This is a genomic window from Pseudomonas paralactis, assembly GCF_001439735.1.
In the GTDB taxonomy this organism is placed as follows: domain Bacteria; phylum Pseudomonadota; class Gammaproteobacteria; order Pseudomonadales; family Pseudomonadaceae; genus Aquipseudomonas; species Aquipseudomonas paralactis.
Window position 1 is genome coordinate 180,912 of sequence record NZ_JYLN01000010.1, and the last position, 12,871, is coordinate 193,782.

At 59.2% G+C, this 12,871-nt stretch carries 12 protein-coding genes; 4 read left to right on the forward strand and 8 right to left on the reverse strand.

The annotated features are described in order from the left end of the window. Positions 1 to 57 precede the first annotated feature (57 nt). Positions 58 to 834, forward strand: coding sequence for an ABC transporter substrate-binding protein (locus TX23_RS22750; protein WP_057704124.1), 777 nt, complete (start codon positions 58 to 60; stop codon positions 832 to 834). 73 nt (positions 835 to 907) lie between these two features. Here the strand turns inward: TX23_RS22750 and TX23_RS22755 are convergent, their stop codons facing one another. From TX23_RS22755 to xylA, 8 genes are all read right to left on the reverse strand, one after another. Continuing rightward, on the reverse strand, positions 908 to 1,534 hold the full coding sequence (locus TX23_RS22755) for a helix-turn-helix transcriptional regulator (RefSeq protein ID WP_057704125.1): 627 nt from the start codon (positions 1,532 to 1,534) through the stop codon (positions 908 to 910). Then, positions 1,534 to 2,667, reverse strand: a complete 1,134-nt coding sequence (locus TX23_RS22760) for an NAD(P)/FAD-dependent oxidoreductase (RefSeq protein ID WP_057704126.1) — start codon at positions 2,665 to 2,667, stop codon at positions 1,534 to 1,536. The genes TX23_RS22755 and TX23_RS22760 overlap by 1 nt, the downstream gene beginning before the upstream one ends. 117 nt (positions 2,668 to 2,784) lie before the next feature. Further along, positions 2,785 to 3,726: an ornithine cyclodeaminase family protein gene (locus TX23_RS22765; protein WP_057704127.1), complete on the reverse strand. Its 942-nt coding sequence runs from the start codon at positions 3,724 to 3,726 to the stop codon at positions 2,785 to 2,787. Positions 3,727 to 3,970: 244 nt separating this feature from the next. Further along, the gene (locus tag TX23_RS22770) at positions 3,971 to 4,279 is read right to left on the reverse strand and encodes a DUF6124 family protein (RefSeq protein WP_057704128.1); all 309 of its coding nucleotides are present in this window, start codon (positions 4,277 to 4,279) and stop codon (positions 3,971 to 3,973) included. A 755-nt stretch (positions 4,280 to 5,034) separates the two neighbouring features. Then, a complete protein-coding gene (locus TX23_RS22775; RefSeq protein ID WP_057704129.1) occupies positions 5,035 to 6,171 on the reverse strand; it encodes a sugar ABC transporter permease in 1,137 nt (378 codons plus the stop codon). Then, on the reverse strand, positions 6,172 to 7,716 hold the full coding sequence (gene xylG, locus TX23_RS22780) for a D-xylose ABC transporter ATP-binding protein (RefSeq protein ID WP_057704130.1): 1,545 nt from the start codon (positions 7,714 to 7,716) through the stop codon (positions 6,172 to 6,174). It abuts the gene before it with no gap. 129 nt (positions 7,717 to 7,845) lie between these two features. Beyond that, positions 7,846 to 8,844, reverse strand: a complete 999-nt coding sequence (xylF, locus tag TX23_RS22785; RefSeq protein WP_057704131.1) for a D-xylose ABC transporter substrate-binding protein — start codon at positions 8,842 to 8,844, stop codon at positions 7,846 to 7,848. A 67-nt stretch (positions 8,845 to 8,911) separates the two neighbouring features. Then, on the reverse strand, positions 8,912 to 10,228 hold the full coding sequence (gene xylA / locus TX23_RS22790) for a xylose isomerase (protein WP_057704132.1): 1,317 nt from the start codon (positions 10,226 to 10,228) through the stop codon (positions 8,912 to 8,914). 213 nt (positions 10,229 to 10,441) lie between these two features. Between xylA and TX23_RS22795 the strand changes: the two genes are divergently transcribed. The 3 genes from TX23_RS22795 (at position 10,442) to TX23_RS22805 (ending at position 12,785) form a co-directional block, all read left to right on the forward strand. Next, entirely contained in the window at positions 10,442 to 10,924 is a 483-nt protein-coding gene (locus tag TX23_RS22795; RefSeq protein WP_057704133.1) for a hypothetical protein, read from the forward strand. 62 nt (positions 10,925 to 10,986) lie between these two features. After that, the gene (locus tag TX23_RS22800) at positions 10,987 to 12,399 is read left to right on the forward strand and encodes a PAAR domain-containing protein (protein ID WP_057704134.1); all 1,413 of its coding nucleotides are present in this window, start codon (positions 10,987 to 10,989) and stop codon (positions 12,397 to 12,399) included. Next, positions 12,396 to 12,785 carry a hypothetical protein gene (locus tag TX23_RS22805; protein WP_057704135.1) on the forward strand — a complete coding sequence of 130 codons (390 nt, stop codon included), beginning with the start codon at positions 12,396 to 12,398 and terminating at the stop codon, positions 12,783 to 12,785. Before TX23_RS22800 ends, TX23_RS22805 begins: the two co-directional genes overlap by 4 nt. Positions 12,786 to 12,871 lie beyond the last annotated feature (86 nt).

Sequence of the window (12,871 nt, forward strand, 5' to 3'; positions counted from 1 at the left end):
TGCTGCTCGTTTTTCTTCACTCTTGCCAAACCAACAACAACCCGCGAGAACCCGATCATGAAGAAACGCCACCTTATTCCCGCCCTGGCCCTGAGCCTGTTTGCCTCCAGCCACCTGCTGGCCGCCGAGAAAACCCTGCGCATCGGCATCGAGGCCGCTTACCCACCGTTTGCGTCCAAGACGGGCGACGGCAAGATCGTCGGTTTTGACTACGACATCGGCAACGCCCTGTGCGCGCAAATGAAGGTCAAGTGCGTGTGGGTTGAAGGTGAGTTCGACGGTCTGATTCCTTCCCTCAAGGTCAAGAAAATCGACATGGCGCTGTCGTCCATGACCATCAACGAAGACCGCAAGAAGTCGGTGGATTTCACCCACAAGTACTACTTCACCTCCTCACGCCTGGTGATGAAGGACGGCGCGGTGGTGGATGACCAGTACGCCAGCCTCAAGGGCAAGAACGTCGGCGTTCAGCGCGCCACCACCACCGACCGTTATGCCACCGAGGTGTTCGAGCCCAAGGGCATCAACGTCAAGCGCTACAGCAATAACGAAGAAATCTACATGGACCTGGCAGCGGGGCGCCTGGACGCGATTTTTGCCGACACCATCCCCCTGAGTGACTTCCTGTCGATGCCACGCGGCCAGGGTTATGCGTTTGTGGGCCCGGAACTCAAGGATCCCAAATACGTCGGTGAGGGCTCGGGGATTGCTGTGCGCAAGGGCAACACGGCGTTGGTCAGCGAGCTGAATGCGGCCATCGACGGCATTCGTGCCAGTGGTGAATACCAGAAGATTTCACAGCAGTACTTCAAGGCCGATATCTACGGCGACTGATCCAGGGAAATACGCGGTCAATGTGGGAGCTCGACAGCTCCCACAGGGGATCGGCGCTGTCGTCAGAAAGGGCTCAACCCTTGAGTTCCTTCAAATGCTTATAGACCGTCGCCCGCCCCATGCCCAGTACGTTGGCGACATAGTTGGACGCGCTCTTGCCCTTGAACGCGCCTTCGGCGTGTAACGCCAACACCAGCTCACGTTTGTGATCGCGGGTCAGCAGGTTCAGGCTCAACTGACGCTCACGCAGCCAGCCATGCAGAAAGGTATTGATACGCTCCTGCCAATCATCGCGAAACAGCGCGTCCGGCTGGGCGATCAGCTTGCTCGGTGACAGGAACAGATCCAGCGCGGCCTTGGCGTTTTCCAGCAGTGAGATGTTCAGGTTGATGCACAGCACGGCCAGTCGGCGACCTTTGTGGTCGTGCAGCACGGTGCTCAGGCTGCGGATTTTCTGACCGTCCCAGTTGAGCTTTTCATAAGGCCCGATATTCACTTCGCTGACGTCGCCGTCCAACATGTCCTCCAGCGACGAGTCGTCACCCAGGCTGCGCTTGGACAGGTTGTTGGCGATATAGTCGACGGTTTGCGTGCGCAGGTCGTGCAGCACCACTTCTGCATGGGGAAAGAACAGCGTGGCGATCGCATCGGCAATCGCCCGAAAGTTCTGCATGACCTTGTCTTGTTCGGCGGTGTTCATCAATGGGGCTCCAGGCGGACGGGGGAGAGCATACCAGCGTCCAGCCCGAACCGTGTGAGCTGCTCGGGCAGCGGTTCGCCGCGCACCAGCGCAGCGCTGGCCTGGCCCATGGCCGGGGAGGTCTGGATACCGTAACCGCCCTGCGCCGCGACCCAGAACAGCCCCGGCACCTGGGGGTCAAAACCGCTGAGCAAATCACCGTCGGCCACGAAACTGCGCAGGCCGGCCCAGGTGCGCGTCGGGCGGCGGATCGTCAGGGTGGTGGCTTCCTCGATCTGGTAGATGCCCATGGCGATATCCAGTTCTTCGGGTTGCACGTCCTGAGCCTGGACCGGGTCGGCATTGGCCGGCGAGCCGAGGAACATGCCGGCATCGGGTTTCATGTAGAAGGCTTCGTCGAGGGCCACCAGCATCGGCCAGTGATGGGTATCGACGCCGTCCGGGCCGGCGAAGATAAACGCCGAGCGGCGCTTGGGTTGCAAGCCGATGGAGGCTGCGCCTGCCAGCCCGCCGATATGGTCGGCCCAGGCGCCGGCAGCGTTGATGATGACCGGCGCGGTGAAGGTCGCATCCTGGGTACGCACATGCCACAGGCCATCGGCGTCGCGGCTCAAGCCCAATACATGGCTGTCGGTGCGTACTTCGCCCTGGTTGCGACGGATGCCGCGCAGGTAGCCCTGGTGCAGGGCGTCGGTATCGATGTCGCACGCCGTTGGGTCATAAATTGCGCCGTGGACTTTTTCCCGGCGCAGGATCGGCAAGCGCTGACAGGCCTCGTCGGCGCTCAAGCGTTCCACCTGTGCCACGGTGGCTTTGGCGCTCAGGTATTGGCTATCGAGTTCGGCAGGATCGCCGGTGAAATCGACGGTCATTTCGCCTCGGGGTGTGAGCAGTGGGTGTTCGCAGAAACCTGCTGGTGGCTGGTCGAAAAACGCCCGGCTGGCCAAGGTCAGCGCACGCACTTGCGGGGTGCCGTACGCGGCCGTGTAGAGTGCCGCCGAGCGCCCGGTTGAGTGATAGGCGGGATGGTTTTCACGCTCGAGCACCAACACCTTGGCGTGCTGCGACAGCCAGAAACCAGTGGACGCGCCGGCAATGCCGCCGCCGATAATGATGAAGTCTGCGTGGCTCATGAAGAACTCCTGAAATAAGCATTGTAGGAGCGAGCTTGCTCGCGAAAAACGTTAACGATAACGCGTCCATCCTGTGTAAACGCAGTGCCTGTGAGGTCTTCGCGAGCAAGCTCGCTCCTACAGTTTGTAGAGGGCATTGGCCAGGGCGATGTCTTCCAGGCCCAGGCCGATGGAGCGGAAAAAGACGTGACGGTCGTAGGCCGGGCGTTGGGCCATGTCGCTGAACAATTCGGGCAAGTCGCCGACAATCGTGCGTTTGTCCCAGCCGTGCTGTTCGCTGGCGATCAGCATCTCACCGGCCGAATCCGGCGTGGTCTGGCGGTAGTCGCAGAACACGTGCATCTGGTTGAGGCAGTGTGGCGGCACTTCATGTGCACGCGGCGCGTTGGTGCTGATGGAGGTGATCAACGCGGGTTTGCTCAAGCGTGACGGGTCGATGACCGGGCCGGCGGACGAGGTGCACAGCAGGATCACATCCGCGTCTTCCAGGGCGGCCTCGCAGGTGGCGGCGAGGGTCAGGCGCGGGTCCAGGCAGGCCCACTGCATACGCGTTTCGGCGCTGGCGCTGCTCAGGCTCGGCGAGTACAGGCGGATTTGCTGCCAGTCGCGCAGGTTCTGTACGTAACGCAGGTGCGCCTGGGCGACCTTGCCGCTGCCGATGATCGCCAGGCGTTGCGCCGCCGCCGGGGCCAGCGCATCCACCGCCAAGGCCGTGGTGGCGGCGGTGCGGGCAGTGGTCAATTCAGCGGCATCGCACAACAGCAACGGCTGGCCGCTGTGCATCGACATCAACAGGGTCCAGGCCGTCACCAACGGGCCTTGCTCGCGCACGATGTAGGGCGAAGTTTTGACCCCGTACACCCCGTCTTCGGCCAGTACGCCCAGGTAGTTGATGAAATCCCCGGCACCCTGGGGAAACTCCACCAATTGTTGCGCCGGCTGCACCGCTTGCCCGGCGGCGAGGTCGCAAAACAATTTGCGCAAGATCAACGGCACGTCGACTTGAGCCAGCAAGGTACGAGCCTGGGCCTGGTCGATAACGAGGGGCGTCGTGGACATGGGGTTCTCCGGATGAACTAATTTGTCCATTATGGACTTTTAGTTTTTATCCGCAATAACCCGAGGGAAAAATGAGGCTTATGAGGGCTGTCCCCCCACCCATTGTAGGAGCGAGCTTGCTCGCGAAAAACGTCAACGATAACGCGTGCTTCCTGAATAAGCGCGGCGCCTTTGCGTTTTTCGCGAGCAAGCTCGCTCCTACAGGTGGTACTAAGGCTTGTGCCTCCCACAGTTTTAAGCGCGTTTAGGCAGTGGCCTTGGTGCTGGTCAGGCACTCGATTGAGCGATCAACTGTGGTCTTGGCAATTTCGAGCAAATGCCACACTGCCAGGATCTTCGCCCGTTCAGGGCTTTGCAGCAGCTCACCGCAATCGAGTGCCGTGGCAGAGGCACTGTCGAGCAGGCTGGCGGTGTAGAGCAGGGCGTCTTCGAAACTCAGGTCTTCGTTGACACAGTGGAAGCCTTGGGTAGGCAGGTAATGGTCGATGGCGCGGTTGAACGCGGCGCGGTCTTTTGCGGGATCGATGGGTGGATCAGGTAGTACTTTATTCATGGTATAGCTCCGGAATGATCATGGAGCCGACACGCTTCGCGACTAAACGTAGGGTGGCGGCTGTACGCAGGTTAGTCGACCGGTCCAGAGCATCCGGCGCACCCGAAGGCGCCCCGCGCACAGCCACCATAAAAACGTTATGGGACCAAACGCTTGCTCGAATCCGGGCGACTAAACCCGATCACTGATTTGGCAGTGACGGACCGCAGACTAGCCACCGATTCCAGCAGGCACAAGGCGGCAAGGATTGTCTAGGAAACGTCCTGCAATTTAAAGGGACACGCCTTGCTGGCCCTTTACAAACCATGACCAAATGCCACTAACCCACGCGTGCAATGCGATCAATGTGGCTTGCCTGCGATCGCCGCTAACCACGATGCGAAGCGAGCCGCTCTTGATCTTGATCTGCTTTTGATCTTAGGCGCCCCGTCAAACCACGCTGGCGGATTACGGGCACACCGAGCCTAGGCGAGGTGCCGAGTGGTGGGGCAAGAGCGTTTTGCTTACTTTTGTCTGGGCCGGCATTCCGGCTTCTCAAAAGTGAGCCGCCGTCAGGGCGGAACCCTAAGTGGCCGTGACCGCAGCAATGGATATGTACACCATCCAACTGTGTTGACTGTCAGGCCGCCTTCGCGAGCAAGCCCGCTCCCACAGTGGGATCATTGGAGTGTCAGGCAGATAGATGTCGACTGTTAGGCCGCCATCGCAGGCAAGCCAGCTCCCACAGGGTGATCAGTGGTGCTCTGGCGGATAACTTACCGCCTGCCCGAGCGCGTACTCACATCCACCCACACCGCCAGCACCAAAATGCTGCCCTTGACGATCATCTGCCAGTAGCTGTCCACATCCAGCATCGACATGCCGTTATCCAAACTGGTAATCACCAACGCCCCCAACAACGCGCCATACACCGTGCCCGACCCACCGCGCATCGAAGTGCCGCCAATAAAGCACGCGGCGATGGCGTCGAGTTCGCCCATGTTGCCCGCCGACGGCGAACCCGCCGCCAGCCTCGCGGTGTTCACCAGGCCGGCGAGCGCGCACATCACGCCCATGATGCCGAAGATCCACAGTTTCACCGCTTGCACATTGATGCCCGACAGGCGTGTGGCTTCCATATTGCTGCCCACCGCATACACACGGCGACCGAACACGGTCTGGCGGGTGACGTAGCTGAATACGCCGAGCAGTATGAGTAACAACAGCACCGGTACCGGAATGCCATCGTAGCGGTTGAGCGTGGTGACGAACCCGGCCAGCACCGCCCCGATCAGCACCACGCGCAACCCGTCACGCATCAGCGAATGCGCGGCCAAGCCGTGCAGTGCGCGGTTGCGCCGCTGTTTCCAGGTGAGGAACACCGTCAGGGCAAACAGCAACACCCCAAGCCCGAGGCCGACGGTGTGGGGCAAATACCCCTGGCCTACATACACCAGCGAAGGCGACACCGGCGCAATGGTGGTGCCGCCGGTAATCCCCAGCAAAATCCCGCGAAACGCCAGCATCCCGCCCAGGCCGACGATAAACGAGGGGATGCGCAGGTAGGCGGTCATGTAACCGTTGGCCAGGCCGATCATCAAGCCGCACAGCGCCACCAGGCTGAGGTTGGCCAGCAGCGGCACGTGGTAAACCACGTCGAGAATCGCCGCCAGCCCGCCCAACAGCCCGAGCAACGACCCCACCGACAAATCAATCTCGCCGCTGATGATCACCAGCACCATGCCGCACGCCAATATGCCGGTGATCGACATCTGCCGCAGCAGGTTGGACAAGTTGCGCGGCGTGACGAAGCCGCCCTCGGTCTGCCAACTGAAAAACAGCCAGATGAACGCCACGGCAATCACCAGGGCGAGCATTTTGTAACGGGTGAAAAGGTGTTTGACCTGATTCATCTACGCGGTCTTCCGATTGTTATTGTGTTGGCTGAGCGCAGCGGCGAGCACCTGTTCCTGGGTCAGCCCCTCGTTGATGAAGTCACCGCGCAGTTGGCCGTCGCCGATCACCAGCACGCGGTTGGACACGCCGAGCACTTCGGCCAGCTCCGAAGACACCATGATGATCGACACGCCTTCGGCTGCCAGCGCGCCCATCAGTTTGTAGATCTCATACTTGGCGCCTACATCCACGCCGCGTGTGGGCTCGTCGAGGATCAGCACCCTGGGCTTGGCCATCAGCATTTTCGCCAGCACGGCCTTTTGCTGATTGCCGCCGGACAGGCTGGTAATCGGCAGGAACGGGCTGGCAGTCTTGAGGTGCATACGCGCGATTTGCTGGTCGATGCTGCCCAGTTCGGCCTCGGCGTCGATGCGGCTCAGGTGCGCGTAGGTGTCGAGCACCGCCAGGGTGATGTTATGGCCGACGCCCAGGTCGGGAATGATGCCTTGGCGCTTGCGGTCTTCGGGCACCATGCACAACCCGGCGCGGATCGATTTGAGCGGCGTGCGCGTATCGATGACCTGGCCGTCCAGCCACACCTCGGCGCTGTAGCGGCCTGGATACGCACCGAACAGGGCCGACACCAGTTCGGTGCGCCCGGCGCCCACAAGGCCTGCGATACCGAGGATTTCGCCGCGCTTGAGCACAAAGGAAATATCGTCGACACGCTTGCGCTTGGGGTTATCGACGTCGTAACAGGTGACGTTGCGCGCTTCAAAAATCACCTCGCCCACTGCATGGGGCTCGGTGGGGTAGAGGTTGCTCATCTCGCGGCCGACCATCTGGGTGATGATCTGCGCGATGTCCATGTCGGCCATGGCGGTGGTTGCGATGTGCTTGCCATCGCGAATCACGGCGATGGTGTCGCACACTGCCGCCACTTCATCGAGCTTGTGCGAGATATACACGCAGGCCACGCCCTTGGCCTTGAGGCCTCGGATGATGTTCAGCAGCACTTCGATTTCCGAGCGGGTCAGGGCCGAGGACGGCTCGTCAAGGATCAACAGGCGCGCTTGCTTGTTGAGGGCCTTGGCGATTTCCACCAGTTGCTGGTAGCCGCCGCCGTACTGCGACACTGGCAGCGCCACGTTCATGTCCGGCACCCTGAGTTCGCGCATCAAGGCTTCGGCCCGTTGCAGCATCGCCGGGTAGTTCATGCGCCCGCCGGGCAGGGTCAGCTCGTGGCCCATGAAGATGTTTTCGGCCACCGACAGGTCGGGCACCAGGGTCAGTTCCTGGTGAATGATGACGATGCCGGCGGCCTCGGTTTCGCGGATGGACTGGGCCTTGAGCGGCTGCCCGTCCCAGAGGATTTCGCCCTCCCAGGTGCCGTAGGGGTAGACCGCCGACAGAACCTTCATCAGGGTGGATTTACCGGCACCGTTTTCACCGCACAGCCCGACGCATTCGCCCGGACGTACCTTGATATCGATGCCATTGAGGGCGTTGACACCGCCAAAGCTTTTGACGATGCCGTTCATTTGCAGCAGGTAGTCAGGCATTACGATTGCTCACACAAGGGCTGACGACATTACTGTAGAAGCGAGCTTGCTCGCGAAAAACTCATAGACGACACGGGTTGCCCGATAGCGCTGCGTTATCGTTAACGTTTTTCGCGGGCAAGCCCGCTCCTACAGACCGATCTGCTCTTTGGTATAGAAACCGTCTTTTTCCAATACATCGATATTGGCTTTGGTCAGCGGCGTCGGGGTGAGCAGGATGGTGTCGACTTTCTTGCTGCCGTTGTCGTACTGCGAGCTGTAGGTCGGTTCTTCACTGCGCGCCAGTTGCACCGAAAGCTTGGCGGCTTCGGTGGCGATCAGCTTGAGCGGCTTGTAGACGGTCATGGTCTGGGTGCCGTCAATCACGCGTTTGATCGCCGCGAGGTCAGCGTCCTGGCCGGAGATCGGCACCTTGCCCGCCAGTTTCTGTGCGGCCAGGGCCTGGATCGCGCCGCCGGCGGTGGCGTCGTTGGAAGCGACGATGGCGTCGATCTTGTTGTCGTTACGGGTCAGGGCGTTTTCGACAATGCTCAAGGCTTCGGTAGGGTTCCACTCCTTGACCCACTGCTGGCCGACAATCTTGATGTCGCCCTTGTCGATGGCCGGTTGCAGCACCTTCATTTGGCCTTCGCGCAGCACCTTGGCGTTGTTGTCCGTCGGTGCGCCGCCGAGCAGGAAGTAATTGCCCTTGGGCGCCGCTTGCAGCACGCCGTTGGCCTGCATTTTGCCAACTTTTTCATTATCGAAGGAGATGTATGCGTCGATGTCTGCGTTGAGGATCAGGCGATCGTAAGACACCACTTTGATCCCGGCCTTCTTGGCTTCGGCGACGGCGTTGGTCAGCACCGTGGCGTTGAACGGCACGATCACAATCACATCGACGCCCCGGGAGATCAGGTTTTCGATCTGGGAAATCTGCTTCTGCTCGTTGGCATCGGCGGACTGTACGAACACCCTGGCGTCGAGTTTTTCCGCCGCCGCAACAAAGTAATCGCGGTCGCGGGACCAGCGCTCCAGGCGCAAGTCATCGATGGAGAAACCGATTTTAGGATGGGCCGGATCGGCCATCACCGGCAAGGCGAGCAGGGCCAGGGCAGTGGCCAGCAGGGTGCGCTTGAATGACTTCATGGTGGTGCGTCCTTTTATTGTTGTTGGAAAAGACACTAGGTGAAGACTCTCATTGTGGCGAGGGCGCTCAGGTGTAGATAAACCGATTCACAACGCCCTCAAGCATCTCCTGTCGACCACTCACGGCCTGCGGATTCAGCTCGTGGGCAAACGCATGTTCAGCCAATGATTCCAGACTGAACTCACCTGCCAGCACCGCCTGGCCCAATGCCTGGTTCCACCCGGCGTAACGCTGGTCCTTGAACTGCTGCAACGTGTCGTTCTGCACCATCGCCGCCGCACGTTCCAGGGCCAGCGCCAGTACATCCATGGCTGCCACATGCCCGTGGAACAGGTCCACCTCGTCCAGGCTCTGGCGGCGCACCTTGGAGTCGAAATTGTAGCCGCCGTTCTTGAACCCGCCGGCCTTGAGGATTTCATAGGTGGTCAGGGTCATTTCTTCGACGCTGTTGGGGAACTGGTCGGTGTCCCAGCCGTTCTGCGGGTCGCCGCGGTTGGCGTCGATGCTGCCAAAGATCCCCAGCGATACCGCGGTGGCGATCTCATGATGAAAACTGTGCCCGGCCAGGGTTGCGTGGTTGGCCTCGATGTTCACCTTGATTTCTTTCTCCAGGCCGTACTCCTGCAGGAAGCCGAACACCGTGGCGCTGTCGTAGTCGTACTGGTGTTTGGTCGGCTCCTGGGGCTTGGGCTCGATCAACAGGTCACCCTTGAAACCGATCTTGTGCTTGTGCTCGACCACCATGCGCATAAAGCGCCCGAGCTGTTCGCGCTCGCGCTTGAGGTCGGTGTTGAGCAAAGTCTCATACCCTTCACGGCCACCCCACAGCACATAGTTGGCACCCTTGAGCCGCAGCGTGGCATTCATCGCGCTGAACACCTGGGCGGCGGCGTAGGCAAATACCTCTGGGTCTGGGTTGCTCGCGGCCCCGGCGGCAAAGCGCGGGTTGCTGAAGCAATTGGCGGTGCCCCACAGCAGCTTGATGCCGGTCTGTTCCTGATGGCGCTCCAGCTGGTCGACCATCTGTGCGAAATGGTGGCGGTATTCCTTGAGCGAGCTGCCCTCCGGTGCAACGTCGGTATCGTGAAAGCTGTAGTAGTCGATACCCAGCTTGGAAAAAAACTCGAAGGCCGCCTCCGCCTTGCCCATCGCCAGCTCCATCGGATCGCCACTGCGTTGCCATGGGCGCTTGAACGTACCCATGCCAAACATATCCGCCCCTGGCCACACAAAGGTATGCCAGTAACAGGCGGCCATGCGCAGGTGCTCACGCATGGGTTTACCGAGGATCAGCTTGTTGGCGTCGTAATGACGAAAGGCGAGGGGGGACTCGCTGGCAGGGCCTTCGAAGCGAACCTTCTCGACACCGGGGAAGTACGGCATGGCGGTTTCCTTATTGTTCTGGGCGGTGTCTGGATACTAGCAACGGCACCTGGGGTGCCGATTATGAAAATCACCAAGGGGTAGTGCGATTTTGAGTGAAGGGCTCAGAACGGCTCAGGGAGTACGTGATTTAGGGAAACGTCTGACTTTACGGTGGGGGTATGCCTCTTCAAAGTTCGGGTGTCAGCTAAGACCACCAATTAGGAAGACATCATGAACGCAACGCACTTTTCGCCATATACCAATGAAATGACGCCTGACTTACTCAATCAATTAAATAAATCACCCTTTACGGAGCAGCAGTTATCCAACTTCAATGAGCGCGCTTTGCAGCTCGTTAAGGATCAGCAGGCTTATTGCAACGCTCACCCGCCTATTGCTATTTACCGAATTGCCGCCGAAGGCAGTCAGACCCGTAACGGTGGTGTCATCAAGAAAAGCGCTTCGGGGCTTGAGTTTAGATTGGCCGACGGCTCGCAAGTACGTGCGGCACACAAGGGTGATTACGTGGAATATGCCGACGGCACTCAAGCGCCTATCGTGACAGGATCGGGCGAAGATAATGGCCATCTCGCGCTGGTAGGCAGTTATCTCAGCAATGGCGACCAGATTATTAATACGCCTCAAGACTCATCAATATTTATTGAACGTCAGGGCGTTCCACTGGCGGAAGACTTTCTACCGTCTATGAAGTAGCAGGGGCGCAATGCCCTGTTGAAAATATGCCGGGACGTCCGGAACAGATTAAGGAAAAAACAATGAGCGTAGGTTATTTCATTGGCCTGGGTGATAAAACCACCTGCGGCGGGGAAGTGCTGGACGGCGATAAAAGAATCAATATACATGGCCTTTTCCATGCGTGCGAAGGTGACCGAGTTACCTGTGGCAAGGATGGCCAAACTTATAGGATCGTCGGTGGCATTTCCTTCATGAATAGCCATGGCCGGCTTATGGCCGGTACCTTGGATAGCTACAGTGACTGTCCCTGTAAAGCCGAGCTGGTGCCTTCGGTGTTTTCAGCCAAGTATCACAGCAGAGGTGGCTCGGTGGTGAGTGCCAACAGGCAAGCCGCCGAGCCGGTCCGGCCAACGACTCACCGGGCAGCGCCGTCTCAAAACGCTTACACACCGACAAGCCATTCGGCGCCGCCCGCATTTAACAACCTCTCGAGCCAGGAACCAGGTTTTTATATCGTGCCCAAAAGCATGACTCGCGAAGCACTGGAGGCCACGCTGTTTCCGATTCGTGACCCGGCTGTGATGCGCAAGTTTCAATCACTGAATCCCAATACAAGTCACGTCAAAGCCGGCTCGATGATCGTGCTCAGCGATCCGAGCAATACCTCCTGCACCTATCAGGAAGCGCAATTGATGCAGGCCGCTCGGCAGGTCGATGCCTCCCTGGATGCCTTGACGCCAGACGAGGCCGACTTCCTGTTTCGCCACGGCGCCGAAATCGCCGGTTTCATCGGCCATACCTCAACCTGGCTCGGCGTGAGTGCGGTGGTGATGGAGAAGCACCTGAGTAATCTGCGCGACACACTCCAGGCGATGGAGCGCCTGCATCAGGAAAGCTATCGGCAGCACGGCCACCTTAGATCACCGCAGTTCTTTGCTGATCGTCAGCGGCTGATGAACCAGCTGGATGCCCATTTGCTTAACTCCACGCGCCTGCGCGGCCAGACAACTTTGGGCGATCACCCGAAGTTGAAAACGGCCCTGGGTATTTCCAGCCGCAGCCTGGTGCATCACTGGGACAAGGCCGGCGGGCCGGGGCAGATTCCGGGGTATGCGGCTCACGTGGAGGCTGTTAGTCGTGCCACGAAGTATATGAAGGCAGGTGGTTACATCGGTATAGGCCTTGGTGGGGTGTCTTCGTTATTGGCTGTTCAGCAAGTGTGTAACGGCGACTCTGCGCAGGCGTGCAAGAGGATCAAGTTTACGGAAGCGGGGAAGTTCGGCTTATCCACCGCTCTTGGTGTTTTCAGCGGTTGGGCAGCGGGTGCTGCCAGTGCTCCAGTCTGCCTGGGAATTGGCGTAGCTACAGGTGGTATCGGAGGTGTCGTCTGTGTTGCAGCTTTAGTCGGAGCCGGAGCTTGGGCGGGGACTACTGCCGGTGGTATAGGTGGCGAATACATAGGCGAAATGATTTACGAGGCTACACAGCCATGACCAGCATCGATACTTGGCCAAGGTGGGTCGCGATCATTATCACGGGAGGTCCCGGTCTGCTCTCCGTAATTGGTCTTGCTTACAGTCTGTACATGACCCATCGTCACTTGGATGCTATCAAGGAAGCTTTAAAAAATAGTCGCTACATTTATATTTGGGGAAATAGTTTGGGGAGGCGAGGTTTAATTTGGTCCCTACTGGAAATGGCAAAAATTGCCGGAATGGTGGTGTGGCCGAAGGCTTCTATTATAAACGGGGAGCTGGATCCAATTGATCTTCAAAATTTTCCTCCTTACTTGAAGCGACACCTTACTACCATTACGACCATGGCCTTCACAGCCCTAACTTGGGGAATAGTTGCAGCCTTGCTGGTGAAATATAGGTAGTTTGGGTAGTGACGGCCTTGGCCGTAAGTGTTATTGGCGTCCCAGTCGTGGCCTGAAAGTCATTAGATCTCGGTTGGTACGCCTGG